General features: G+C 67.4%; 17 protein-coding genes, 4 tRNA genes and 6 pseudogenes. 8 read left to right on the top strand and 19 right to left on the bottom strand.

Going from position 1 to position 24,235, the window contains the following annotated elements; translation table 11 throughout:
- Nucleotides 1-165: 165 nt before the first annotated feature.
- Nucleotides 166-468: a hypothetical protein gene (locus tag OJJOAM_RS14705; protein WP_422649643.1), complete on the bottom strand. Its 303-nt coding sequence runs from the start codon at nucleotides 466-468 to the stop codon at nucleotides 166-168.
- Between OJJOAM_RS14705 and OJJOAM_RS14700 the strand changes: the two genes are divergently transcribed.
- The 4 genes from OJJOAM_RS14700 (at nucleotide 418) to OJJOAM_RS14685 (ending at nucleotide 2,899) form a co-directional block, all read left to right on the top strand.
- Entirely contained in the window at nucleotides 418-1,083 is a 666-nt protein-coding gene (locus OJJOAM_RS14700) for an energy transducer TonB (RefSeq protein WP_149317056.1), read from the top strand. The two genes, OJJOAM_RS14705 and OJJOAM_RS14700, sit on opposite strands and share 51 nt — an antisense overlap.
- Nucleotides 1,084-1,129: 46 nt before the next feature.
- Nucleotides 1,130-1,858 carry a MotA/TolQ/ExbB proton channel family protein gene (locus OJJOAM_RS14695; RefSeq protein WP_149317055.1) on the top strand — a complete coding sequence of 243 codons (729 nt, stop codon included), beginning with the start codon at nucleotides 1,130-1,132 and terminating at the stop codon, nucleotides 1,856-1,858.
- Between the two features lie 38 nt (nucleotides 1,859-1,896).
- Nucleotides 1,897-2,310, top strand: coding sequence for an ExbD/TolR family protein (locus OJJOAM_RS14690; protein WP_422648376.1), 414 nt, complete (start codon nucleotides 1,897-1,899; stop codon nucleotides 2,308-2,310).
- 244 nt (nucleotides 2,311-2,554) lie between these two features.
- Nucleotides 2,555-2,899 (top strand): hemin uptake protein HemP, encoded by a 345-nt coding sequence (locus OJJOAM_RS14685; protein WP_422648375.1) that lies wholly within the window; start codon nucleotides 2,555-2,557, stop codon nucleotides 2,897-2,899.
- A 127-nt stretch (nucleotides 2,900-3,026) separates the two neighbouring features.
- Here the strand turns inward: OJJOAM_RS14685 and OJJOAM_RS14680 are convergent.
- Both OJJOAM_RS14680 and OJJOAM_RS14675 read right to left on the bottom strand, forming a co-directional pair.
- Nucleotides 3,027-3,433: pseudogene (locus OJJOAM_RS14680) on the bottom strand (heme-binding protein).
- 158 nt (nucleotides 3,434-3,591) lie between these two features.
- A complete protein-coding gene (locus OJJOAM_RS14675) occupies nucleotides 3,592-3,957 on the bottom strand; it encodes a hypothetical protein (RefSeq protein ID WP_265632651.1) in 366 nt (121 codons plus the stop codon).
- 180 nt (nucleotides 3,958-4,137) lie between these two features.
- On the opposite strand from OJJOAM_RS14675, the gene OJJOAM_RS14670 reads away from it, so the two are divergent.
- Nucleotides 4,138-4,224: transfer RNA gene (locus tag OJJOAM_RS14670), tRNA-Leu, on the top strand.
- Nucleotides 4,225-4,540: 316 nt separating this feature from the next.
- Here OJJOAM_RS14670 and OJJOAM_RS14665 read toward each other — a convergent pair.
- Nucleotides 4,541-5,641, bottom strand: a complete 1,101-nt coding sequence (locus OJJOAM_RS14665; protein ID WP_422648374.1) for a YeiH family protein — start codon at nucleotides 5,639-5,641, stop codon at nucleotides 4,541-4,543.
- Between the two features lie 102 nt (nucleotides 5,642-5,743).
- Between OJJOAM_RS14665 and OJJOAM_RS14660 the strand changes: the two genes are divergently transcribed.
- Nucleotides 5,744-6,673, top strand: a complete 930-nt coding sequence (locus OJJOAM_RS14660; protein ID WP_422648373.1) for a LysR family transcriptional regulator — start codon at nucleotides 5,744-5,746, stop codon at nucleotides 6,671-6,673.
- Between the two features lie 137 nt (nucleotides 6,674-6,810).
- Here the strand turns inward: OJJOAM_RS14660 and ybaL are convergent, their stop codons facing one another.
- The 6 genes and pseudogenes from ybaL to uvrC all read right to left on the bottom strand — a co-directional run bounded on the left by ybaL (nucleotide 6,811) and on the right by uvrC (nucleotide 11,842).
- A complete protein-coding gene (gene ybaL, locus OJJOAM_RS14655) occupies nucleotides 6,811-8,049 on the bottom strand; it encodes a YbaL family putative K(+) efflux transporter (protein ID WP_422648372.1) in 1,239 nt (412 codons plus the stop codon).
- A 394-nt stretch (nucleotides 8,050-8,443) separates the two neighbouring features.
- Nucleotides 8,444-8,518 (bottom strand) — tRNA-Cys (locus tag OJJOAM_RS14650).
- 103 nt (nucleotides 8,519-8,621) lie between these two features.
- Nucleotides 8,622-8,697 (bottom strand) — tRNA-Gly (locus tag OJJOAM_RS14645).
- Nucleotides 8,698-8,751: 54 nt separating this feature from the next.
- Nucleotides 8,752-8,827, bottom strand: a tRNA-Gly gene (locus OJJOAM_RS14640).
- 159 nt (nucleotides 8,828-8,986) lie between these two features.
- A complete protein-coding gene (gene pgsA / locus OJJOAM_RS14635) occupies nucleotides 8,987-9,586 on the bottom strand; it encodes a CDP-diacylglycerol--glycerol-3-phosphate 3-phosphatidyltransferase (RefSeq protein WP_150082683.1) in 600 nt (199 codons plus the stop codon).
- Between the two features lie 240 nt (nucleotides 9,587-9,826).
- A pseudogene (gene uvrC, locus OJJOAM_RS14630) lies at nucleotides 9,827-11,842 on the bottom strand (excinuclease ABC subunit UvrC).
- Nucleotides 11,843-12,246: 404 nt separating this feature from the next.
- On the opposite strand from uvrC, the pseudogene earP reads away from it, so the two are divergent.
- Nucleotides 12,247-13,555: pseudogene (gene earP, locus OJJOAM_RS14625) on the top strand (elongation factor P maturation arginine rhamnosyltransferase EarP).
- Between the two features lie 175 nt (nucleotides 13,556-13,730).
- Nucleotides 13,731-14,291, top strand: coding sequence for an elongation factor P (gene efp, locus OJJOAM_RS14620; protein WP_006578548.1), 561 nt, complete (start codon nucleotides 13,731-13,733; stop codon nucleotides 14,289-14,291).
- A gap of 126 nt (nucleotides 14,292-14,417) precedes the next feature.
- Here efp and nagZ read toward each other — a convergent pair whose 3' ends face one another.
- From nagZ to OJJOAM_RS14575, 9 genes and pseudogenes are all read right to left on the bottom strand, one after another.
- Nucleotides 14,418-15,467 (bottom strand): beta-N-acetylhexosaminidase, encoded by a 1,050-nt coding sequence (gene nagZ, locus OJJOAM_RS14615; protein WP_422648371.1) that lies wholly within the window; start codon nucleotides 15,465-15,467, stop codon nucleotides 14,418-14,420.
- A 17-nt stretch (nucleotides 15,468-15,484) separates the two neighbouring features.
- Nucleotides 15,485-15,913 (bottom strand): holo-ACP synthase, encoded by a 429-nt coding sequence (acpS, locus tag OJJOAM_RS14610; protein ID WP_422648370.1) that lies wholly within the window; start codon nucleotides 15,911-15,913, stop codon nucleotides 15,485-15,487.
- Nucleotides 15,910-16,692 carry a pyridoxine 5'-phosphate synthase gene (gene pdxJ / locus OJJOAM_RS14605; protein ID WP_422648369.1) on the bottom strand — a complete coding sequence of 261 codons (783 nt, stop codon included), beginning with the start codon at nucleotides 16,690-16,692 and terminating at the stop codon, nucleotides 15,910-15,912. Before pdxJ ends, acpS begins: the two co-directional genes overlap by 4 nt.
- Nucleotides 16,693-16,700: 8 nt before the next feature.
- Complete coding sequence (gene recO, locus OJJOAM_RS14600; protein WP_422648368.1) at nucleotides 16,701-17,588, bottom strand: DNA repair protein RecO; 888 nt, start codon at nucleotides 17,586-17,588, stop codon at nucleotides 16,701-16,703.
- Complete coding sequence (gene era / locus OJJOAM_RS14595) at nucleotides 17,581-18,531, bottom strand: GTPase Era (RefSeq protein ID WP_150082689.1); 951 nt, start codon at nucleotides 18,529-18,531, stop codon at nucleotides 17,581-17,583. Before era ends, recO begins: the two co-directional genes overlap by 8 nt.
- Nucleotides 18,528-19,299 (bottom strand): annotated as a pseudogene (rnc, locus tag OJJOAM_RS14590) (ribonuclease III). The gene era and the pseudogene rnc overlap by 4 nt, the downstream one beginning before the upstream one ends.
- A gap of 59 nt (nucleotides 19,300-19,358) precedes the next feature.
- A pseudogene (gene lepB, locus OJJOAM_RS14585) lies at nucleotides 19,359-20,259 on the bottom strand (signal peptidase I).
- Between the two features lie 98 nt (nucleotides 20,260-20,357).
- A pseudogene (lepA, locus tag OJJOAM_RS14580) lies at nucleotides 20,358-22,152 on the bottom strand (translation elongation factor 4).
- Between the two features lie 448 nt (nucleotides 22,153-22,600).
- Entirely contained in the window at nucleotides 22,601-24,082 is a 1,482-nt protein-coding gene (locus tag OJJOAM_RS14575; RefSeq protein WP_422648367.1) for a DegQ family serine endoprotease, read from the bottom strand.
- Between the last annotated feature and the right edge of the window lie 153 nt (nucleotides 24,083-24,235).

Below are 24,235 nucleotides of genomic sequence, written 5' to 3'. Positions count from 1 at the left end.
GTGCGGGCCGCCTGCCGGTTCACCGGCCCCTTTTTCGTATGCTAGCTCGCTTTGCCGGGCGCAGTTAGTCGGGGCGACCCCGCACGGGCGCCGCCGGGCAGACCCGCCCACCAACAGGGTTATGTGGCGAGAAGGCCGACAAATAGGAATCATTATCGTTTATACTCACGCGCTGACACGCTGCCAGAGAGTGGCGCTCCCCCGGGCTTTGACTTTGAAGGAGCGTTTATCATGGAACTGCTGATTAGCCTGCTGGTTGGTTGCGGTATTTCGCTGGTGCTGTTTCGCCGTAAATAGATTGCTGGAACGGCTGCAGACCAGCCGAATCGCCGCGCCGCTCGCGCCCGACACACCATCGCCGCCTTCGGGCGGGAGGCCGCGCCTGCAACGCCGGTTAGCCGAAATTTGTTGTCTCACATGTTCGATCAACGTTTCCTGAAGATCACGCTTGCCGTTCTGCTTTTCCACGCCGGCCTGCTGTATCTGATCCAGAGTGGGCTCGCGCGCAAGATGACCGAAGCGGTGATCGCGCCCGAAATCATCGCCCGTATCATTCCGCTGGAACCGCCGCAGCAGCCGGCACCGGAGCCGCCCAAGCCGACGCCGAAGCCGGAGACCCCGCCCAAGCAGGTCAAGGTCACCAAGCCGACGCCGCAACCCAAGCCGCAACCGAAGCCGGAGCCGCGCATCGAGCCGACGCCGGCGCTGCCGCCAACCCCGACCGCGGTGGAGGCCCCGCCCGCACCGCCGGCACCGCCCGCGCCTCCGCCGCCGCCCGAGCCGGCACCGGTCGCCACCGGTCCGCGCGCAGTCGGGATCGGCGAGATCCAGTGCACGCCGCCGCAGCCGACCTACCCGTCGCAATCCCGGCGCATGGGCGAGACCGGCAAGACCGTGGTGCGGCTGACCACCGACGATACCGGCAAGGTCGTCAAGACCGCCGTGGTCAGCTCCAGCGGCTCGTCGCGCCTGGACCAGGCCGCGATCGACGCGGTCCAGCGGATGCGCTGCAAGCCTTATGTTGAGAACGGTCGTGCGATCGCGGTCACCGCGCAGCAGCCGATCGCTTTCGAGCTGAACTGATTTGAACTGAACCCTCCATACGATTTACGACTTACCAGGAACCATCATGCAGGACCTCGGACTCAGCCATCTGTGGGCGCAAGGCGATTTCGTCATGCGTGCGACCGCCATCATTCTGCTCGTCATGTCGCTGGCGTCATGGATCGTGATTCTCACCAAGGCGTGGGATCTGGTCCGCCTGAAGAAAATGGCGCAAGGCGCGGAAAAGCGCTTCTGGCATTCGGACGATTTCGACCATGCGCTCGAAACGCTCGGCAGCAGCGAATCGAACCCCTTCCGCACGCTGGCGCTGACCGGCAAGGAAGCGGCCCAGCACCATCGCGCCAGCCAGCCGCAGCTGCATGACGTGATGGATATCTCCGACTGGCTGACCCGCTCGCTCAAGAGCGCGATCGACGATGCCGTCTCGCGCATGCAGTCGGGCCTGGCGATCCTGGCCTCGGTGGGCTCGACCGCGCCGTTCGTCGGCCTGTTCGGCACGGTCTGGGGCATCTACCACGCGCTGATCGGTATCGGGGCCTCGGGCGTGCCGACCATCGACAAGGTCGCCGGCCCGGTCGGCGAAGCGCTGATCATGACCGCCTTCGGCCTGGCCGTGGCGATCCCGGCGGTGCTCGGCTACAACGCGCTGACGCGCGGCAACAAGGCCGTGATCTCGAAGCTGAACCGCTTCGCCCACGACCTGCACGCGTACTTCGTCACCGGCGCCCGCGTGCGCCCGACCGGCACCCGCGCCGCCGACGACAACGCGGTGCGCCTCGCGGTCAAGAATTGAACTGACGCGGACCGCTCTCCGCTCGAAAGGAAGTCATCATGGCATTCGGTACTCTCGACGATGACGATGACGCAGTCATGAGCGAGATCAACATGACGCCGCTGGTCGACGTCATGCTCGTGCTGCTGATCATCTTCATCATCACCATCCCGGTGATCAATCACGCGGTCAAGATCGACCTGCCGCGTGCGACCAATCAGCCCAACGATCCCAAGCCGCAGAGCATCAACCTGTCGATCGACTCGGCCGGCAAGGTGTTCTGGAACCAGCAGGAGATCGACGACGCGACGCTGCAGAACAATATCGCGCAGGCGGCCCAGCAACAGCCGCAGCCCGAGCTGCATCTGCGTGCCGACCGCGACGTGCGCTACGAGCGCGTGGCCGAGGTGATGGCCGCCGCGCAGCACGGCGGTCTCGGCAAGATCGGCTTCATCACGGAGCCGAAGCAGTAAGACCCCCAGCGGCGCGCAGTGCCGCGCCGCTTTCCCCAAGCCCCACCCTGCGGTGGGGCTTTTTCTTTGTGTTTCGAATGAAACCAAATGCGTTTTTTGGCAGCGCCGCCCTCGCCTGCCCGATATCATGCACAGAGTCGTTGTAATGATAACGATTCTCATTTAATATGAACGGAACGACGGCAGCCACCTTTTCCATTCCCGGCGCCGTGACACCGACCATCCCCGAACAGGAGCCCCATCGATGAGCACCCTAGCCTTGCCGCTGACGCAACCGCGCGAAGTCACCCGCCGCCGCCTGTCGCTGCGCCGCGTGGTGGTGAACGAGAATCCGGCGCCGAACGCGCGCCGCGAGACTGCGGCGCCGTCGGCGATGGCGACGGTCAAGTCGGCGGTGGCCCGCCTCGAAGCGCTGGTGCGCGACAACCGCAGCGCCAATGCGGCTGCCCATGCGGTCCCCGCGCAGACCGCCGAGGCGGTGCCGCTGGAAGCGCTGATGCGGGGCGCGACCACGCTGCCGATCCTGCATAACGGCGAGGTCTACACGCTGCGCAAGACGCGCTACGGAAAACTGATTCTGACGAAGTAAGCCGCCCGCCGTGGCATGCCGCATTGCGCGGCATCCCGGCATCGGGCAACCCGCTCCAGGACGGAGCGGGCCCGGCCGCCGCAACCGCCGGCGGCCGATGAGGAACGATCAGGCCGCTGCGGCCCGATCAGACGCCCAGCGCGGCAATGCCGGCACGGCCGATTTGCGCATCCTCGCTCGACTTGACGCCCGACACGCCCACCGCGCCGACCACCTGGTCGCCCGCGATGATGGGCACACCGCCTTCCAGCATGCCTTGCAGCACCGGCGCGGTCATGAACGAATTGCGGCCGTTGTTGATCATGTCTTCGTAGATCTTCGATTCGCGGCGGCCCAGCGCCGAGGTGCGGGCTTTTCGGTCGCGATATAGGCGGAGATCGGCGCCGCGCCGTCGAGCCGCTGCAGGGCCAGCAGATGGCCGCCGTCATCGACGATGGCGATCGAGACGGCCCAGTGATGGGCCTTGGCCTCGGCTTCGGCTGCGGCCATCACCTTCTTCACGTCTTCCGCAGTCAGCACGGACTTTTGCTGCATACCACTCTCCTGAATCGATAAACAATGAGCCGGCAGTATAGCGCCGGCACCACTTCGGTGACCACGACGCCGGGCACCTTTGTCGGGCAAAACAGCCATGCCAAAAAAGCAAAGGGCCCCGCAGGGGCCCTTTGCTTCAGATCGTTCGCTTCGCCGGATCAATCGCGGTAGTGGCGATGGCCGTGGCCGCCATGCCAGTGACCGTGCCGTCCGCCGTGATAGTGCCGGCCAGGATGACCGTAATAGCGCGGCGGCCCGTAGTAGCGCGGCGGGCCATAGTGCGGAGGACCGTAGTAGCCGTAACCCGGCGGCCGCACCACCACCGGCGGGGGACCGTAGTAGACCGGCGCCGGCGCCACCACCACGGGCGGGGGCGCGACATAGGCCGGCGGGGGATAGTAGGCAGGACCGCCGACCACGACGCCCGGCACGCCGATCACCACGCCGACGTCGACACGGGCCATCGCGGCGCCTGAGGCCATCGCAGCCAGCACGCCAAGCCCTGCGAGCAACCAACGTTTCATGATCTTGCTCCTCGCAAGGTTGATCTTGATACCCGTATTCTAGGCCTACGCCCAATCACAGGTGCAACGGCGAGTTCTACATTGTTACCGCCAGTAACATCCTTGCGGGCAAGGGTATCGGAGCAATCATGCGGCGCTTGCGTCCCGGGCGGCGACCGCCCACAATACCGGGCTTGCCGTGCGGCCGTGGAGAAATTGGTAGACTCAGCAGACTTAAAATCTGCCGCCTTTCCGGGCTTACGGGTTCGAGTCCCGTCGGCCGCACCAACCACGCCGCAAGCCCCCCGCCCGTACTTATACGGTACGACCCGCGCCAAGGTGGCACCGTACCCTGCGCCCAGCGGCACCTTGCCTTGCGCCGCCGGTACCACCTTGCCTTGCACCGCCGGTAGCACCTTCCTCGCACCCGGCAGCACCTTACGTCGCGCTCCGGTAGCGCCTTGCCTCACACCCCGGCAGCACTACCTTACCGTGCGCCCCGGCGGCACCAAGCCGATGCGGGGCCATTGCAGCCCCGCCCGCCGACCTTCAATCCCTCAATCCCTCAATCCTCAATCCCTGCCGCCGACTGATTCGATCGGGGTCAGAGAAGCACCGCGCACAGCAGCGCGCCGGCGCCGACCAGGAACACGAACAGCAGCGCCGCCAGCAGCATCGGCTTGCGGCCCGCGCGCAGCAGGTCGCCGATTCGCGTGTGCAGACCGATCGCCAGCATCGCGCAGGCCAGCAGCCAGTTATCGAAGGCAACCAGGCCCGGCTTCCATTCGGCCGGCACCAGGCCGAAGGAATTGATCGCCAGCACGGCGACGAAACCGAGCGCGAACCAGGGGATCGCGGCGCGGATCCGCGCCCAGTCGATGCCACGACCGCCGGCCGTTGCACCCTGCGCCCGGTCTTCGGCACGCGGCCACAGTGCCAGCACCAGCAGCAGCGGGCCGAGCGCCAGCACACGGACCATCTTGGCCAGCACGGCGGCATCGCCCGCCGACTCGCCGACCGCCTTGCCGGCGACGATCACCTGCGCGACCTCGTGCAGCGTGGCGCCGGTATAGATGCCGAAGGCGCGTTCGCCGACCTGCCAGTGCAAGACGTTGGTCACCAGTTCATACAGATAGGGATACAGCAGCATGCCGACGGTGCCGAACAGCACCACGGTGGCGACCGCGACCGCGGTCTGCCGGTCGTCGGTGCGCGCGATCGAGGCCACCGCGATCGCGGCAGCCGCGCCGCACACCGCACTGCCCGCGCTGACCACCACCGCCTCCCGGCGGGTCAGGCCCAGCCAGCGGGTGCCGACCCAGACCCCGACGCACAGCGTCGCCGCCAGCATCAGCAACGGCGCCACCACGCCGCCGACACCGAGCGCCTCGATCGAGCCGAAGGTCAGCCGCAGGCCGTACAGCGCCACGCCCAGCCGCAGCAGCGTCTGCCGGGCCAGCTGCATGCCGGGCGCCAGCGGCGCCAGCCAGTGGCGCGGCAAGGTATTGCAGGCGACCATGCCGGCGCACATGGCGAGCATCAGCGGGCTGACGCCCAATTGCGACAGCGCAGGCAGCCCGGACAGGATCAGCGCGAGCCACGCAATTGCGCCCAGCGGGGCAAGCGTCAGCAGGCGATAGCGCCACGGAACGGATGGGGCCGGGGAGGCGGCGGGGGCAGCGGCAGGAATCGAGGTGGTCGGCATGGCGCAGGGACGACACGGGCGTGTAGGAATGACGCCAGCGTAACAACCGACCTTTCATCTGTAAAACAGGTAATATCGTTATTTCTTACCAGGTTTATAGATATGCAACATCGCCCCTTGCGGCTGACGCTGCGTCAGCTTGCCGTTTTCGTCGCCGTGGTCCAGCACGGCAGCACGACCGCCGCCGCCGATGCGGTGGCGATGTCGCAGTCCGCCGTCAGCGCCGCGCTGGCCGATCTGGAACGCGCGCTGGACCGGCGCCTGTTCGACCGCGTCGCCAAACGCCTGACCATCAACGAGACCGGACGCCAGTTCTTCCCCCGCGCGCTGTCGCTGCTGGACCAGGCGCACGAGCTGGAACGCTTCGCCGCCGACGCCGGCGTGCAGTTGCGCATCGCCGCCAGCAACACCATCGGCAGCTATCTGCTGCCCGCCCTGCTGACCGGCTTCCGTCAGGCCCAGCAACAGCCCTGCGCGCTGGACCTGCGCATCGGCAACACCCATGACGTACTGCAGGAGCTGTTGCGGCTGGAAGCCGATATCGGCCTGATCGAGGGCACCTGCCACGAGCGCGAGCTGACCAGCGTGCATTGGTGCGACGACGAGATGGTGGTGGTCGTCGGCGCCGGGCATCCGCTGGCGCGGGCCGATGGCGACCTGCGCGCGCTGCGCGAGGCGGACTGGCTGGTGCGGGAGCGCGGCTCGGGGACGCGCGAGATCGTCGAGCAGCGGCTCGCCCCGTTGCTCGGGCCGCTGCGCTTCGCGCTCGAACTCGGCAATGCCGAAGCGATCAAGCGCGCGGTGATGAGCGGGTTCGGCGTCAGCTGCCTGTCGCTGCATGTGGTGCGCGACGAGCTGGAGCGCGGCACGCTGGTGGCGCTGCGCCGCGGCCTGCCGCGGCTGGTGCGGCCCTGGCATCTGGTCGTCCATCAGGACAAGTATCCGACCCAGGGCCTGCTGGCCTTTACCGAATACCTGCGCCGGACCGCGCCGCAACTGGAACTGGAAGAACTGGAAAAGCGGGAAGGATGAGCGAGCCGATCGGCAAACCACGCGGCGAGCCGCTCGGCGATCCACGCGGCGAACCGATCGGCGTGCCAAGCGGCAGGCCATTCGGGGGGCCAATCGGGGGCCATCAGGAGGTCCGGACGCGGCCCCCCGCCGGATCGTCAGGCCGCCTGCGCCTCGCCCGCCTCGCTCTGGCGCGCCACATAGCGGTCCAGCCAGCGGAACAGCAGCGGATTGAGCACGATCGACAGCAGGGCGCCCGCCAGGATCAGGCTTTGCGCGCGCTCCGGCAGGATCTGCAGGAACACGCCGAGGCTGGCCAGAATGAAGGAGAACTCGCCGATCTGCGCCAGGCTGGCGGCGATCGTCATGCCGGTCCGGTTCGAATAGCCGAACATCCGCACGATGCCGAGCGCCGCCACCGACTTGCCGACCACGATGATCGATACGGTCGCCAGCACGCCCCACGGATCGCGCACCAGCACCATCGGGTCGAACAGCATGCCGACCGAAACGAAGAACAGCACCGCGAAGGCGTCGCGCAGCGGCAGCGATTCCTCGGCCGCGCGATGGCTGAATTCGGACTCGGCCAGCACCATGCCGGCAAAGAACGCACCCAGCGCGAACGACACGCCGAACAGCGAATAGGCGCCGAAGGCCACGCCCAACGCGGTCGCCAGCACGCCCAGGCGGAACAGCTCGCGGCTGCCGGTCCAGACGATGCGCTCGAGCATCCAGGGAATGAAGCGGCGGCCGATCACCAGCATCACGGCGACGAAGGCCGCGACCTTGCCGAGCGTCAGCGATACCGTCAGCAGGATGTCGGTGACGCTCGCCGCCGGCGCATCCCCGCCGGCGCCGGCGCCGGCCGGCACCAGCAGGCCCGACAGCGCCGGCAGCAGCACCAGCGCCAGCACCATCGCCAGATCCTCGACCACCAGCCAGCCGACCGCGATGCGGCCCTGCTCGCTGTCGACCAGATCGCGATCCTGCAACGCCTTCAGCAGCACCACGGTACTGGCGACCGACAAGGCCAGCCCGTAGACCAGACCCTGGCCCCAGCTCCAGCCGAAGCCCCAGGCGACACCCATGCCGAGCAGCGTCGCGATGCCAATCTGCGCCACCGCGCCGGGGATCGCGATCTTGCGCACCGCCATCAGATCGCGGATCGAGAAATGCAGGCCTACGCCGAACATCAGCAGGATCACGCCCAGCTCGGCCAACTCCGGTGCCAGCGCCTGGTCGGCGGTGTAGCCCGGCGTATGCGGTCCGACCACCACGCCCGCGCACAGGTAGCCGATCAACGGCGGCAACCGTAAACGCCCCGCCAACGCACCGAGGACAAAGGCCAGGACAATGCCGCCGACGATGGTGCTGATGAGCGGAGTAGCGTGATGCATGCGTGGTGGTTTCCTTCTGATGGCCGGCGTGGCGCCGGGAAGTCGAACGGCGATCCGGCTCCGATCGACGCGGACACGCCGCCATCGACGGGGCCTGGTGCCGGCGCCGCCCGGGCGGACAGTCTGCGGAAATGAAACCGAATGGGAGTCGTCGCCACCGGCAGCGGCGCCCGGGGCGCGAGGCCTGGGCACCGTGCCGGCATGGTCCAGCAACGGCGACAACTGGTGCGATAGACGTAATGTATCACGCGCGCCACGCGACAAAGCCGCGAACAGGGCGCAAAAAAGGCGGCGATAGACCGTGAAAAGCCGTGGAAGACGCAGGGAATGCCGGGATGGGTACAAGATCGGCGGCGAAAACCGCGGATCGAGCCGGACAGCTGGGGAAGATCGATGGAGGCGGGGGGTCGGAATCGAACCGGCGTACACGGCTTTGCAGGCCGCTGCATAACCACTCTGCCACCCCGCCGGGTGACCTGGATGCTGGATTGTAGCCGCTGTGGCTTCCGGGCGCCGGAGGCCGATGCGGCAGCATCGCAAACAAAAAGGGAAGCGCTGCTTCCCTTTCGGACTGGAGCGGGAGACGAGTCTCGAACTCGCGACCTCAACCTTGGCAAGGTTGCGCTCTACCAACTGAGCTACTCCCGCATGACACCTGCTGCGGCAAACCCGGAAATCGCTACCGGATCGACCAGAAAATTCTGGAGCGGGAGACGAGTCTCGAACTCGCGACCTCAACCTTGGCAAGGTTGCGCTCTACCAACTGAGCTACTCCCGCAGTGTCCTGCGTACTGCACTTGCAACAACACGGTGCTAAATCACTGCATATAGACCGCTTCTTGCTGCATCTCGCTTCGTTCGTTTTGTTTCGTCAGAAGCGAGAACGAAATTATGCAAACATCCGACAATGAAGTCAAGCATATTTTTGCACTGATCCTCACTTTTGCGCCGCGGCCCGCGCGGCCGCGGCGCTGCGTTCCCGGATCTGCGGCCAGGCGAGCTTCATGTAATAGAACATCGACCAAAGGGTGAGCACCGCCGCCACATAGATCAGCCAGCCGCCCAGCATGCCGGCGTCGATGCCGAACAGCGGCGCATCGAACAGCAGCAGCGGAATCGCGATCATCTGGAACGTGGTCTTGAGCTTGCCCAGGAAATTGACGGCGACGCTCTTGGAGGCACCGATCTGCGCCATCCACTCCCGCAGCGCGGAAATGGTGATCTCGCGCCCGATGATCACCAGCGCGATCAGATCGCTGACCCGGTCCAGCGCCAGCAGCGACAGCAGCGCGGCCGCGACCATCAGCTTGTCGGCGACCGGGTCGAGGAAGGCGCCGAACGACGAGGTCTGGTTCCAGCGCCGCGCCAGGAATCCGTCGAGCCAGTCCGTGGCCGCCGCCACGATGAAGAACACGGCCGCCGTCAGGTTCTTGGCGGGCATCGACAGCCAGGCATCGGGCAGATAGAAGACGCCGACCACGAGCGGGATCATGGCCACGCGCAGCCAGGTCAGCAGGATCGGAATATTCAGCGGCATAGGCGGATCGGCAGGGTCGAAGACGGGACAATCACGCGATTGTCGCCGATTCCGACATCAATTGAGCATTTCTCGAAGCGGGGACGACCGATCACGTTCCGCGCCGGCGGTGGCCGATATCGGCGGCCGAACCCATGGCGGACCTGCGACCGGGGGCCACGACCGGAGTGCGGCCACCGGGTCTCACAACCGGATGCCGCGACCGGTCACCGCAACCGGACGCCGCAACCGGGCGCCGCGTCAGTGCAGCTGCCGGTAGATTTCCTCGGCCAGCGCGCGGGAAATGCCATCGACGCTGGCGAGCTCGTCGACGCTGGCCGCCATCACGCCGCGGATACCGCCGAAGCGGGTCAGCAACTTCTGGCGCCGGCGCGCGCCGATCCCTTCGATCTCCTCCAGCCGCGAGGTGGTGCGCGTCTTCGCGCGGCGCGCGCCATGCCGGTGATGGCGAAACGGTGCGCCTCGTCGCGGATCTGCGCCACCAGCATCAGCGCCGCGCTGCCCTGCCCCAGCTCCAGCGCGGGCCGGCCGTCGGCGAACACCAGCGTCTCGAGGCCGACCTTGCGGCCTTCGCCCTTGGCGACGCCGACCAGCAGCCCGATATCGAGGCCGAGCTCCTCGAAGACCTGGCGTGCGACCTCGACCTGGCCCTTGCCGCCGTCGATCAGCACGATATGCGGCATCGCGGCGCTGTCCTCCTGGCTGCGCTCGACCAGCTTCTGATAGCGGCGCGTCAGCACCTGGCGCATCGCCGCATAGTCGTCGCCCGGCGTGATGCCGTCGATGTTGTAGCGGCGGTATTCGCTGTTCTGCATCGCATGGTGATGGAACACCACGCATGAGGCCTGCGTCGCCTCGCCGGCGGTATGGCTGATGTCGAAGCATTCGACCCGCAGCGCGCCCAAATCGTCGAGTTCGATGCCGATGGTCTCCGCCAACGCCCGCGTGCGGGCCTCCTGGCTGCCCTGCTCGGCCAGACGCCGGGCCAGCGCCAGCGCCGCGCCCTGCTGCGCCATCTCCAGCCACGCGCGCCGCTGGCCCTGCGGCTGGCGCACCAGCGTGATGCGGCGGCCGGCCTGCATCGTCAGCGCTTCCATCAGCGCGCCGTCGGCCGGCGCGTGGCTGACCACCAGGATCGGCGGCACCGGCTGATCGAGGTAGTGCTGCGCCATGAAGGCGGCCAGCACGTTGGCGGCGATGCGTTCGGCCGTCGCCGCCGCGCCGGAGTCCGCGGGCGCGGCCACCTCGGCCCGTGCGGCCGGGTCAGCCGGGTCAGCCGGGTCAGCCGGGTCAGCCGGGTCAGCCGGGTCAGCCGGGTCAGCCGGGTCAGCCGGGTCAGTCGCACCGGCCGGTGCGCCGCCCTCGGCCGTCGCAACGACGTCCTCGGCCTCCTCGTCGACGATCATCGCGGCCTCCTCGACATGCGCGGGGGAAGTACGCCTTGTCGCCCAGATGGCGGCCGCCGCGCACCATCGCCAGGTTGACGCAGGCACGGCCGCCCTGCACCGCGACGGCGAGGATATCGATATCGCTGCTCTGCCCCACTTCCTCGACGGCCTGGCGCTTGAGCACCGTCGACAGTGCGCCGATCTGGTCGCGCACGGCGGCGGCCTGCTCGAACTCGAGCCGCTCGGCGTGCTGCTCCATCTTCTGCTGCAGGCCCTCGAGCACCTCCTTCTGCCGTCCCTGCAGGAAGCGCGCGGCGTTGCCCACGTCGCGCGCGTAATCGTCCTCGCTGATCGCGCCGACGCAGGGCGCCGTGCAGCGGTGGATCTGGTGCAGCAGGCAGGGCCGCGTGCGGTTGTTGAAGACGGTGTCCTCGCAGGTCCGCAGCTGGAACACCTTCTGCAGGATCTGCATGCTCTCGCGCACCGCATGCGCGCTCGGGAACGGGCCGAAATACTGGTGGCGGCGATCGGTCGCGCCGCGGTAGTACGCCATGCGCGGATAGCGATGCGCCGACAGCTTCAGCAGCGGGTACGACTTGTCGTCGCGGAACAGGATGTTGTAGCGCGGCGTCAGCGCCTTGATCAGGTTGTTCTCGAGCAGCAGCGCCTCGGCCTCGCTGCGGACCACCGTGGTGTCGATGCGGGCGATGCGCGACACCATCATCGCGATGCGCGGCGACAGCTGGGTCTTGTTGAAATAGCTCGAGACGCGCTTCTTCAGGTCGCGCGCCTTGCCGACATAGAGCACGCCGCCGGCCGCGTCGTAATAGCGGTAGACGCCGGGCAGGCCCGGCAGCGCGGCGATCACGGGGCGAGGGTCGAAGGTGCTTTCCTCCTGCTCCCGCTCCTGCTCCTGCTCCTGCTGCGGTGCGCCGGCCTCGGCGGGCGCAGCCGACGCGTCGGCGGGCGCCGGCCCGGCTTCGGGCAGCGCCGGCTCGGGCGTGTCGAGGTGCGGCTCGGCCTCGGCAGGCGTGTCGGTGCGCGGCTCGACCTCGGCGGGCGTGCCAGTGGGTTGCGGATCCGGACGTGACATCGGGGGAAGGCGGCAGGGACATGCGAGGGGCCGCCGCAAACGTGACGCGCTGCACGCGCGAAGGCTCGCGGGGCTCTAAAATCGCAAGTTTAGAGCAATTCCGCCCGCCTCCTGCCAAACCGGCGGCCCCGCCTTCGCCTCACCGGGCCCGGCCCGTGCCGGAAACGGCCGACTTCCCTATGACCATCCGCTCCTGGGACATCTTCTGCACCGTGATCGACAACTTCGGCGACATCGGTGTCTGCTGGCGGCTGGCCCGCCAACTCGCGCAGGAGCATGGCCACGCCGTGCGGTTGTGGGTCGACGATCTGGCGAGCTTTGCGCGCCTGGCGCCGGCCATCGATCCCGCTGCCGACCGCCAGCGCCTGGCCGGCGTCGAGGTGCGCCGCTGGGTCGCGGGCAGCGACGAGGGGCTGGGCGGGCCGGCGGGTGAGCCCAGGGCCGAGTCGGCAGGCGAGTCAGCGGGCAAATCGGCAGGCGGATCGGCAGGCGGATCGGCAGGCGAATCGGGAGGCAAGTCAGCACGCGCGTCAGCGGCTGACCCGATGGCGCACATCGCGCCGCACGACGCCGTGATCGAGGCCTTTGCCTGCGAGCTGCCGCCGGCCTTCGTCGCCCGCATGGCCCAGGCGCAGCGCAAGCCGGTGTGGGTCAATCTCGAATACCTGAGCGCCGAGCCCTGGGTGCGCGAGCATCACGGCATGGCGTCGCCGCATCCGCGCCTGCCGCTGGTCAAGTACTTCTTCTTCCCCCGGCTTCGAGCCGGGCACCGGCGGCGTGCTGCGCGAATCGCTGCTCGCCATGCAGCGGCGCAGCTTCACGGACTCGCCGGCGGCACAGGCGCGGCTGTGGCATCGGCTCGGCGTCAGGCCGATCGAGGGCGCGCGCCGGGTCAGCCTGTTCGCTTATCCAAACCCGGCGCTGCCGGCGCTGCTGGCCCACTGGCGCGACGGCGACGAGCCGGTGCAGTGCCTGATGCCGTCCGGCCCGGCGGCGCAGCAGGCGTTCGCCGGGGCGGGCACGGATGCCACCGCGGCAGCGTCGCCCGGGGCGGCCTGCACCTTGGGCCGGCTGCATCTGCAGCAGGTGCCCTTCCTGCCCCAGGAGCAGTTCGACGAATTGCTGTGGGCCTGCGATGTCAACTTCGTTCGCGGCGAGGACTCGTTCGTGCGCGCCCAATGGGCGGCGCGCCCCTTTGTCTGGCACATCTATCCGCAGGCCGACGACGCCCATCGCGTCAAGCTGGATGCCTTCCTGGCGCTGTATCGCCAGCAGATCGGCGAGCCAGCCCACGCCGAGGCGATGACGCGCTTCTGGCATGTCTGGAACGGCGCCGCGGCGCCCGAGGACGTGGCGGCCGCATGGGACGGCCTGCGCGACGCGTTGCCCGGACTAGCCCGCACGGCGCAGCGCTGGCAGCACAGCCTGGCCGCGCTGGGCGATCTCGCAGCGAACCTCGTAGCGTTTTGCGAAAGTCGGGTAAAATAGCGGGTTGATTTGATGGCGACCGGGCTGGAAATCCTGGGTTGCCCGCACGGCGCCTGGCGGCGTCCGAGCCTGCGGGCCCCGCGCGGAACTGAGCACGGATCGCGAACGCGCCGCCCCGGCGCGCCCTCGCCACGCCGAACTCCCAGACATTTTTAATTCAGGAAGATTAGTTCAGATGAAAACCGCACAGGAACTCCGCGTCGGTAACGTGTTCATGATCGGTGCCGATCCGATGGTCGTGCAGAAGGCCGAGTACAACAAGTCGGGCCGCAACGCCGCGGTCGTCAAGATGAAGTACAAGAACCTGCTGACCGACGCACCGGGCGAGGCCGTGTTCAAGGCCGACGACAAGTTCGAAGTGGTCGTGCTGGATCGCAAGGAATGCACCTACTCGTACTTCGCCGACCCGATGTACGTGTTCATGGACGCCGACTACAACCAGTACGAAGTCGAAAGCGACAACATGGGCGATGCCCTGCACTACCTCGAAGACGGCATGAACGTCGAAGTGGTGTTCTACAACGACAAGGCCATCTCGGTCGAAATGCCGACCACGCTGGTGCGCGAGATCGTCTACACCGAACCCGCCGTCAAGGGCGATACCTCGTCGGGCAAGGTGCTGAAGAACGCCAAGATCAATACCGGCTTCGAACTGCAGGTGCCGCTGTTCTGCAATATCGGCGACAAGATCGAAATCGACACCCGCACCGGCGAATACCGCAGCCGCGCCAACTAAGGCGAGGCGGACGGATTCCGGCGATGCCGGACGGGCCCTCGCGGTCCGTGCCGAGACGAAAAAAGGGCAGCCCGACCGGCTGCCCTTTTTCATTGCGTCGCGATGATTGCCGCGAGCGCTGCGGCCTCAGCCGATCAGCGCCTCGTCGCGCAGTTGCCGCAGCGCGCTGCGATAGCCCGCGTCCTGCTCCAGCTTGTTCCAGTCCATCGCCTTGCCGCGCGCAAACAGCCGGCGCACGCGCCGTTGCGAGGCCTTGTCGATCGACACGTCGAGCTCGGCCAGCAGCTGGTCGGCGCGCTCGGGATGATTGCAGATCAGCACCATGTCGCAGCCGGCATCCAGCGCGGCGCGCGCGCCCTGCGTGACGGTGCCGGCGACGCTGGCGCCTTCCATGCTGAGGTCGTCGCTGAAGATCACGCCCTCGAAGCCGAGCTGGCCGCGCAGGATGTCCTGCAGCCAGTAGCGCGAGAAGCCGGCGGGATTGGCGTCGACCTTCGGGTAGATCACGTGGGCCGGCATCACCGAGGCCAGCGTCATGCCCATCCACTGATACGGCCGCACGTCCTGCTCGAGGATCTCGTCCAGCGTCCGTTCGTCGACCGGCACCGCGACGTGCGAATCGGCCTCGACGTGGCCGTGTCCCGGAAAATGCTTGCCGCAGTTGGCCATGCCGGCCAGCAGCAGGCCATGGGTCAGATGGTTGGCCAGCATCGCCACCACGCGCGGATCCGCGTGGAAGGCGCGATCGCCGATCACGCCGCTGCGGCCATAGTCCAGATCGAGCACCGGCGTGAACGACAGGTCGATATCGCAGGCACGCAGCTCGGCCGCCAGCACATAGCCGCACGCCACCGCGGCGCGGGTCGCGGCCAGCACGTCGCGATCCCACAGCTCGCCGAGCCTGGCCATCGCCGGCAGATGGGTGAAGCCGTCCGTCTTGCAACGCTGCACGCGGCCGCCTTCATGGTCGATGCAGATCAGCACGTCGTCGCGCAGCGCGCGAATCTCGCGCGTCAGCGACACCAGTTGCGCGCGCGACTCGAAGTTGCGCGCGAACAGGATCACGCCGCCGGTCAGCGGATGCGAGATGCGGCGCGCATCGTCGGCATCCAGCTGCTTGCCCTTGACATCCAGCACGACCGGGCCCGGTCGCTTGCCTGCGTTCTTCTTGGTCATCGGTGAAAGAGAGGGAGTTATCTGGGTAGGGACACGCCCGAGGTCTCGGCCGGCCCGGTCCGTTCCGCGATCGCGAAGGCGACCGCATAGTCGTGTTCGTCGCTGACGCTGACGCGCACCGTCAGGCCGCGTTCGTCCAGCCATTGCGCCAGCTCGCCGTGGCAGCGCGCATAGGGCTCGCCGGACGGCATGTTCAGCAGTTCCATCGCGCGCCAGGTCATCGGCCAGTGCATGCCCAGGCCGATCGCCTTGGAGAAGGCTTCCTTGGCGGCGAAACGCGTGGCCAGGAAGGCCAGCCCGCGCTTTTCGACGCGCGCCCGGCGCCGATGATAGACGGCAAGCTCCTGCGGCCCCAGCACCTTCTCGGCGAAGCGGCCGCCGGTGCGGGCCATCACGCTGCGCACGCGCTCGATCTGGATGATGTCGGTGCCGACGCCGTAGATCACGCCGGAGCCTTCGGCGCGGGATAGCGCGTGCCGAGCCGGGCGGCGACCATGATCGCCTTCATCTCGCGCACCGCGTTCTGCCAGCCGGCGAACACCGCGTGGGCGACGATGGCGTGGCCGATATTGAGTTCGGCGATGCCCGGCAGCGCGGCGATCGGCTGCACATTGGTGTAGTGCAGGCCGTGGCCGGCGTTGACCACCAGGCCATGATTCAGGCCGGTCTCGACGCCGTCGGCGATGCGGCGGAATTCCAGCGCCTGCGCGTCGGGCGTCTCGGCATCGGCATAGCGGCCGGTATGCAGCTCGATCACGGGCGCGCCGCTGGCGGCGGCGGCCTCGATCTGCTCGGCCTGCGCATCGATGAACAGCGACACGCGGATGCCCGCGTCGGCCAGCTGGCGGCACGCCGCCTTGACCTGCTCGAAACGGCCGGCCACGTCGAGTCCGCCTTCGGTGGTCACTTCCTCGCGGCGCTCGGGCACCAGGCAGACGTCCTGCGGCCGGATCTCGCAGGCGATGTCCAGCATCTCCTGGGTCAACGCACATTCGAGGTTCATCCGCGTGGCCAGCTGCGGCCGCAGCGCGCGCACATCGGCATCGCGGATATGGCGGCGATCCTCGCGCAGATGCAGCGTGATCAGGTCCGCGCCGGCTTCCTCGGCCTGCAGCGCGGCCTGGATCGGATCCGGATAGACGGTGCCGCGCGCGTTGCGCAGCGTCGCCACGTGGTCGATGTTGACGCCGAGCGCAATGACGCCGGGATGAGCGTGGAAAATCATAGGGGGGATCACAGGGCTTGCAGGTCGATCAGGATCTGGCGCGTCTTCAGTGGCACGCCTTGCAGATGATAATGCAGAAGAAAGCGCATCAGCGCGCGGCTCTGCGTGACGGTCTGCGGCCGGCCGTAGTCGTCGCGCGACATGTCGAGCAGCGTCTGCCCCGATACCACCGGCCACGACGACGGATCGCTGGCATGCGCGCGCCGCACGCCGCGCTCCGGCTGGTAGACGTAGTCGAGCCCGGGCTGCACCGCCTCGCCGGTCGAGGCACAGCGGTCGAAGGCGACCGCGAAGCCGGTCTCCTGCAGCAGCACGCGCTCGAACCCGCGCAGCACCAGTCCGGCCGGCTCGCCCTGCCCCAGCCGCGTCAGCGTCGCCATGTAGTGGCGAAACAGCGCTTCGTGCGCGTCCTCGCGCGGGCAGAAGCGCAGCAGCAGTTCGTTCAGATAGAAGCCGGACAGCAGCGCCTCGCCGGCCAGCGGCGGCATGCCGCCGATCCATTCCGCCTTGGTCAGTGTCTTGACCTCGCCGCGCCCGCTCCACGACAGCGAGATCGGCAGGAAATGCTGCAGCACCGCGCGCAGCGCAGAATGCGGGCGCTTGGCGCCCTTGGCGACCAGCGCCATGCGGCCATGGTCGCGCGTGAAGACATCGACGATCAGGCTGGTTTCGCGATACGGCCAGGCATGCAGCACGAAGCCCGGCTGATTGACCACGCGCAGCTCGGTGCGCGCCGGTACGATCCGCATCGCGCGATCCATCATCGCGCGTGCGCCGGCCAGCTCGGCGCCGACGCTGTCGAGCACTTCGGCGGCTTCCTCTGCCACCGGGTCCGCGCGCCGCGCGGAGGCGGTCCCGCGCCGCGCAGGCGCCGGGACCGCCGGGCGGTCACTCATATCCGTAGGCACGCAATCCGGCTTCGTTGTCGGCCCAGCCGCTCTTGACCTTGATCCACAGCTCCAGGTAGACCTTGCCGTCGAACAGCTTCTCCATGTCCAGGCGCGCCTCGGTGGAGATCTGCTTGAGCTTGGCGCCCTTGCTGCCGATCACCATCGCCTTGTGCGCATCGCGCTCGACCAGGATGGTGGCGAACACGCGCCGCAGCCGGCCCTCGGTCTCGAACTTGTCGATCACGACGGTGCTGGTGTACGGCAGCTCGTCGCCGGTCCAGCGGAACACCTTTTCGCGGATGATCTCCGAGGCGAGGAAGCGCTCGCTGCGGTCGGTCAGCGCGTCGGTGTCGTACATCGGCTCGCCTTCCGGCAGATAGGGCCGGATGATGCCGAGCAGGCGCTCGATATGGTCGCGCGTCTTGGCCGACATCGGCACCACCTCGCGGAACGGAAACTGGTGTCCCATCTTCTCGAGGAAGGGGAACATGATCTCCGAACGCCGGTCGCCGGGCAGCCGGTCGATCTTGTTGACCACCAGCAGCACCGGCGTATTGCGCGGCAGCAGCGTCAGCACCTTCTCGTCGTCGGGCCCGTACTGGCCGGCCTCGACCACGAACAGCACCAGGTCGACCGACGACAGCGTCGAGGTCACGGCGCGATTGAGCGAGCGATTCAGGGCGCTGGCATGCCGGGTCTGGAAGCCCGGCGTGTCGACGAACACGTATTGCGTGTCGTCGGTGGTCTGGATGCCGACCAGCCGATGGCGCGTGGTCTGCGCCTTGCGGGACGTGATGCTGATCTTCTGGCCGACCAGCGCATTGACCAGGGTCGACTTGCCGACGTTGGGCCGTCCGACGATGGCCACGGTGCCGCAGCGGAATGCCGCGGGCGGGTTTGCCGCCGCGGAGTCCGTGGACTCCGGCTGCGGGCGATTCGATTCGGTCATTCCTTCAACCTGAGAGACAACTGCGGATCCGGGGGAACGGGCTGCTTGCGGGTCTTGCCGGTGCGTTCGGCGCGGCTGCGCTTGAGCAGCTGGGGCACCAGCCGCTGCACCTCTTCCAGCGCCAGCTTGGCGGCCGCCTGTTCGGCGGCGCGGCGCGAGGCCCCGGTGCCGAATACCTGCACCTCCAGTTTAGGCACGATGCATTCGACTTCAAACTGCTGGTTATGGGCGGCGCCGTGGGTCGCGATCACGTTGTACTGGGGCAGCGCGATCTTGTGGCCCTGCAGGTATTCCTGCAGCAGCGTCTTGGCGTCCTTGCCGAGCGTGCGGGGGATCGACCTGCTCGAGGATCGGGATATAGAGCTTGCGAATCAGGCTGCGGGCGGCCTCGAAACCGGCGTCGAGAAAGACCGCGCCGACGATGGCTTCGAGGGCGTCCGCGAGGATCGAGGGGCGGCGGAAACCGCCACTTTTCAGCTCGCCCTCGCCCAGCCGCAGCGACTCGGACAGCTGCAGCATCTGCGCGATCTCGTACAGCGCCTGCTGCTTGACCAGATTGGCTCGCACCCGCGACAGGTCGCCCTCGTCGAGCTTGCCGAACATGCCGTACAGCATGTCCGCGACGGCGCAGTTCAGCACCGAGTCGCCGAGGAATTCCAGCCGCTCGTTGTGGTGCGCGCTATGGCTGCGGTGCGTCAGCGCCTGCTGCAGCAATTCGGGCTTGCTGAAACGGTAGCCGAGTCGTTGCTGCAAGGCGTCGAGGTTCATGTCAGTACTGCGTTCCCGAAGAGGTAATCGAATGGCGCGCTCCGGCCGGCGGCCGCCGTTTATTGGAACGACCCCACCCGGCCCAGGTTGCCGAGATTCATCCAGATCAGGAATGCCTTGCCGACGATATTCTCGTCCGGCACGAAGCCCCAATAGCGCGAATCCAGGCTGTTGTCCCGGTTATCCCCCATGACGAAATAGTGACCCGACGGTACCTTGCAGGTCACACCCCGCTGATTGTAAGTGCAGTTTTCGCGGAAGGGAAAATCGGGATCGGCCCCGGCCACGAAGGCCGGCCGGTCGGCGTCGTTCAGGATGCCATGGGGCGCGCCGCCCGGCAGGGTTTCCTTGTAATGCTTGGAATACGACAGCCGCTCCTCGTCCAGATAATCGGGCAGCGCGTCGTATTGCGCCGGCTTGCCATTGACGGTCAGCCGCTTGTTTTCATAGGTGACCACATCGCCGGGCACGCCGACCACGCGCTTGATGTAATCGAGCGACGGATCCTTCGGATAGCGGAACACCATCACGTCGCCGCGCTGCGGCTCGCCCAGCGCGACGATCTTCTTGTTGATCACCGGCAGGCGCAGGCCGTATTCGTACTTGTTGACCAGGATGAAGTCGCCGATCAGCAGCGTCGGGATCATCGAGCCGGACGGGATCTTGAACGGCTCGACCACGAACGAGCGCAGCACGAAGACGGCCAGGATCACCGGGAAGAAGCTGGCCGAATATTCGAGCCACCAGGGCTGGCGCAGCTTTTCCTCGGCCAGCCGGCTGCGCGACGATTCGAAGTCGGTGCCCGAGCCATGGCCCGGCATCGCGGCGCGGCGCGCATCGAACTCGGCCAGCGCGGCCTGCGCAGACACGCGGCGCTGCTTCTGAAACACCAGCTTGTCGGCTACCCAGGCAATACCGGTGATGACCACCAGCACAAAAAAGGATCAGTGCAAAATTCATGACGGCTAGATCGTTGGCGAAATCTTATTGGTACGAACCGGAGGGCGTGTGGGCTGGACCGGCGCTGCGCCGATTCGCCACGCTTGCCGTCCGGCGCGTCATTTCTCTTCCACCTGCAGGATGGCCAGGAACGCTTCCTGCGGAATTTCCACCGTGCCGACCTGCTTCATGCGCTTCTTGCCGGCCTTCTGCTTTTCCAGCAGTTTCTTCTTGCGCGAGATATCGCCCCCCATAGCATTTGGCCAGCACGTTCTTGCGCAGCGCCTTGACGTTTTCCCGCGCGATGATGTTCGAGCCGATCGCCGCCTGGATGGCGACGTCGTACATCTGGCGCGGAATGATTTCGCGCATCTTCGCGGCAACTTCGCGGCCCCGGTATTGCGAATTGGAGCGGTGCACGATGATCGAGAGCGCATCGACCTTGTCGCCGTTGATCAGGATATCGACCTTGACCACATCGGAAACGCGGTACTCCTTGAACTCGTAATCCATCGACGCATAGCCGCGCGATACCGATTTGAGCCGGTCGAAGAAATCGAGCACGATCTCGGCCATCGGAATCTCGTAGGTCAGCTGCACCTGCTTGCCGTGGTAGCTCATGTTGACCTGCGTGCCCCGCTTCTGCGTGCACAGCGTGATCACCGAGCCGACGTAATCCTGCGGCATGTACAGGTTGACCGTGACGATCGGCTCGAGGATCGCGTCGATCTTGCTGGGGTCGGGCATCTTGGCCGGGTTCTCGACCTGCGCCATGGTGCCGTCGCGCATCTGCACCTGGTAGACCACCGTCGGCGCGGTGGTGATCAAGTCCATGTCGAACTCGCGCTCGAGCCGTTCCTGCACGATCTCCATATGCAGCAGGCCGAGGAAACCGCAGCGGAAGCCGAAGCCCAGCGCCTGCGAGACCTCGGGCTCGAACTGCAGCGAGGCATCGTTCAGGCGCAGCTTTTCCAGCGATTCGCGCAGCGCCTCGTACTGGTTGGCCTCGACCGGATAGAGGCCGGCGAACACCTGCGGCTTGACTTCCTTGAAGCCCGGCAGCGGCGCCTCGGCCTTGCGCGTCACCGTGGTAATGGTGTCGCCGACCTTGGCCGCCTTCAGTTCCTTGATGCCGGCGATCACGAAGCCCACCTGCCCGGCCGACAGCGCCTCGCGCGGAATCGACTTGGGCGAGAAGATGCCGACCTGCTCGACCAGATGCTGCGAGCCGTTGGCCATCAGCAGCACCTTGTCCTTGGGACGTAGCGTGCCGTTGACCACGCGCACCAGCATCACCACGCCGACGTAGTTGTCGAACCACGAATCGATGATCAGCGCCTGCAGCGGCGCGTCGGGGTCGCCCTTGGGCGGCGGCACCTTGGCGATCAGCGCCTCGATCACGTCCTCGACGCCCTGGCCGGTCTTGGCCGAGCACGGGGTCGCGTCGTGCGCGTCGATGCCGATCACGTCCTCGATTTCCTGGATCGCGTTGTCGGGATCGGCCTGCGGCAGATCGATCTTGTTGAGCACCGGGACGACCTCGACGCCGAGCTCGATCGCGGTATAGCAGTTGGCCACGGTCTGGGCCTCGACGCCCTGCGAGGCGTCGACCACCAGCAGCGCGCCTTCGCAGGCGGACAGCGAGCGGCTGACTTCGTAGCTGAAGTCGACGTGTCCCGGCGTGTCGATCAGGTTCAGGTTGTAGACCTTGCCGTCGCGCGCCTTGTAGCTCAGCGCCGCGGTCTGGGCCTTGATCGTGATGCCCCGCTCCTTTTCGATATCCATCGAATCCAGGACCTGGGCCTCCATTTCGCGGTCGGAAAGGCCTCCGCACAGCTGGATGATGCGATCGGCCAGGGTCGATTTCCCGTGGTCGATATGGGCAATGATCGAAAAGTTACGGATATGGTCCATCGGTTGGTCAGGGGAGCGCCGCGGCAGCGCATTGGCAACGGGCGATGGCGACGTACGCGCATCCGGCCGCGGCACAGCATGTCATGGGCGGAGGGACGGGCGGCCCGCCGGGCGCGCCTGGGCCCGGCCGCAGGTTGGTGGCGCGCTTGGGTCCGACCGTTTCACAGGGTCGGCGGCTTTCGCGCCAGACGGCGATTTTACCGGATTTTCAAGGGGGTCCCGGTGCTCAATCGCGGAGCGAAGCGGGAAAATGCCGTTGCGACGACGGCGACATCGATATCGCGGTCGTCCGGGCGCAGAAAAGCGCCCTGGACCGACCGCGAAGTCCGCCCGGAAAGGCGCCGGCGCCCCGCTTTCGCGGGGACGGCCGGAGCGCATATCTGGGGCGTTTTTTCGCGCCAGTCGGCCTCGGTCCGACCCGGCTCCCTTCAACCCGACTCGGCCTGCCTCAGCGTGCGCCGCCGTTCGGGCGCAACGTCAGCACCTGGGTGGCGTCGCCGCGGCGCACGAAGACCGCCGCCATCCGGCTCTTGTCCAGGCCGCGCACCAGTTCGTTGAACTGGCGGGCGCTGGTCACATCGGTGTCGCCCAGGCGCAGGATCACGTCGCCCGGACGAATGCCGGCGCGCGCCGCGACCCCTTCGGCCGCCTGCACCTCGACGCCCGACTTGATCTTCAGTTCGCGCAACCGGGCCTCGGACAGATCGCCGACCACCAGGCCCAGCGCATTGGGCTTGGCGCCCGCCGCGCCGTCATCGCCCGGCGTGGTGCCGGCGCGCGGGCGCGGCTTGGCATCCGGCTCCAGCTCCGCCACCGTGATGGTGACCTCGCGGGTCCCGCCCTTGCGCCACAGCTGCATCGGTACGCGCGTGCCCGGCTTGGTCTCGCCGACCAGCCGCGGCAGGTCGGAGGCGCGTTCGATATCGCGGCCGTTGAACTTCAGGATGATGTCGCCCGCCTCGATGCCGGCCTTCTCCGCCGGCCCGCCCGGCTCGACGCTGCCGACCAGCGCACCGCGCGCGCGGCCCAGGCCCAGCGAATCGGCGACTTCCTTGGTGACATCGCCGATCGCCACCGCGATACGGCCCCGCGTGACCTTGCCGGTCGACTTCAGCTGCTCGCTGACGCGCAGCGCCTCGTCGATCGGAATCGCGAACGAGATGCCCATGTAGCCGCCGCTGCGGCTGTAGATCTGCGAATTGATGCCGATCACCTCGCCGCGCAGATTGATCAGCGGTCCGCCCGAGTTGCCGGGGTTGACCGCCACGTCGGTCTGGATGAAGGGCAGATAGTCGCCGGTGTCGCGGCCCTTGGCCGAGACGATGCCGGCGGTCACGCTGTTGTCCAGGCCGAACGGCGAGCCGATCGCCAGCACCCATTCGCCGACGCGGATCTTGTTCGAATCGCCCATCTGCAGGCGCGGCAGGCCGTTGGCATCGACCTTCAGCAGCGCGACGTCGGTGCGCCGGTCGGTGCCGATCAGCCTGGCCTTGAACTCGCGCTTGTCGGGCAGCGTGACGTAGATGGTTTCGGCATCGGCGACCACGTGGGCGTTGGTCATCACGTAGCCGTCCGCGCTGATGATGAAGCCCGAGCCGACTCCGCGGCTCTGCTCCTCGCCCTGCGGCGGCTGGCCGCGCCGCGGCGTCCCCGGCGGCGTGGGCGCGCCCGGCATCGGGATGCCGAAGAAGCGCCGGAAGAACTCGGCCATCTCCTCGTCCTCGGGCGTCATGCCGCGCGAACGCACGCGCTCGGTGGTGCGGATGTTGACCACGGCGGGACTGACGCGCTCCACCAGATCCGTGAAGTCGGGCAGGCTGTAGTTTGAGGCGGTGGCCTGCGCATGGACCGGCGTGGCCAGTATGGGACCCGCCGCCAGCACGGCGGCCAATGCCATGGTCCTGGCCACGGCGTAATAGTTTGACGACATGGTCGACTCCCGCGAGTTCAGCGTAACAGGGTAAGCAAGCCGGGGCGTCCGGTCCAGTCAGGGCCAGCCCGGAGGGTGTCCACGGAACCGTCCGGAAAACATCCGGAGAATGCCCGGCGTGTGCAGGCGGGCGCGCCGGCGCGCGCCGCATCC

Source organism: Cupriavidus sp. H18C1, assembly GCF_049311595.1.
Taxonomy (GTDB): domain Bacteria; phylum Pseudomonadota; class Gammaproteobacteria; order Burkholderiales; family Burkholderiaceae; genus Cupriavidus; species Cupriavidus cauae.
Note: the sequence above shows the minus strand (reverse complement) of the source record. Positions and strands in the feature narration are given on the sequence as shown.

Excerpts from the sequence above, each read along its gene's own strand:
- OJJOAM_RS14700 (WP_149317056.1), top strand. The coding sequence starts at position 418 with ATGTTCGATCAACGTTTCCTGAAGATCACGCTTGCCGTTCTGCTTTTC.
- OJJOAM_RS14695 (WP_149317055.1), top strand. The coding sequence starts at position 1,130 with ATGCAGGACCTCGGACTCAGCCATCTGTGGGCGCAAGGCGATTTCGTC.
- OJJOAM_RS14690 (WP_422648376.1), top strand. The coding sequence starts at position 1,897 with ATGGCATTCGGTACTCTCGACGATGACGATGACGCAGTCATGAGCGAG.
- OJJOAM_RS14685 (WP_422648375.1), top strand. The coding sequence starts at position 2,555 with ATGAGCACCCTAGCCTTGCCGCTGACGCAACCGCGCGAAGTCACCCGC.
- OJJOAM_RS14675 (WP_265632651.1), bottom strand. The coding sequence starts at position 3,957 with ATGAAACGTTGGTTGCTCGCAGGGCTTGGCGTGCTGGCTGCGATGGCC.
- OJJOAM_RS14665 (WP_422648374.1), bottom strand. The coding sequence starts at position 5,641 with ATGCCGACCACCTCGATTCCTGCCGCTGCCCCCGCCGCCTCCCCGGCC.
- OJJOAM_RS14660 (WP_422648373.1), top strand. The coding sequence starts at position 5,744 with ATGCAACATCGCCCCTTGCGGCTGACGCTGCGTCAGCTTGCCGTTTTC.
- ybaL (WP_422648372.1), bottom strand. The coding sequence starts at position 8,049 with ATGCATCACGCTACTCCGCTCATCAGCACCATCGTCGGCGGCATTGTC.
- pgsA (WP_150082683.1), bottom strand. The coding sequence starts at position 9,586 with ATGCCGCTGAATATTCCGATCCTGCTGACCTGGCTGCGCGTGGCCATG.
- efp (WP_006578548.1), top strand. The coding sequence starts at position 13,731 with ATGAAAACCGCACAGGAACTCCGCGTCGGTAACGTGTTCATGATCGGT.
- nagZ (WP_422648371.1), bottom strand. The coding sequence starts at position 15,467 with ATGACCAAGAAGAACGCAGGCAAGCGACCGGGCCCGGTCGTGCTGGAT.
- pdxJ (WP_422648369.1), bottom strand. The coding sequence starts at position 16,692 with ATGATTTTCCACGCTCATCCCGGCGTCATTGCGCTCGGCGTCAACATC.
- recO (WP_422648368.1), bottom strand. The coding sequence starts at position 17,588 with ATGAGTGACCGCCCGGCGGTCCCGGCGCCTGCGCGGCGCGGGACCGCC.
- era (WP_150082689.1), bottom strand. The coding sequence starts at position 18,531 with ATGACCGAATCGAATCGCCCGCAGCCGGAGTCCACGGACTCCGCGGCG.
- OJJOAM_RS14575 (WP_422648367.1), bottom strand. The coding sequence starts at position 24,082 with ATGTCGTCAAACTATTACGCCGTGGCCAGGACCATGGCATTGGCCGCC.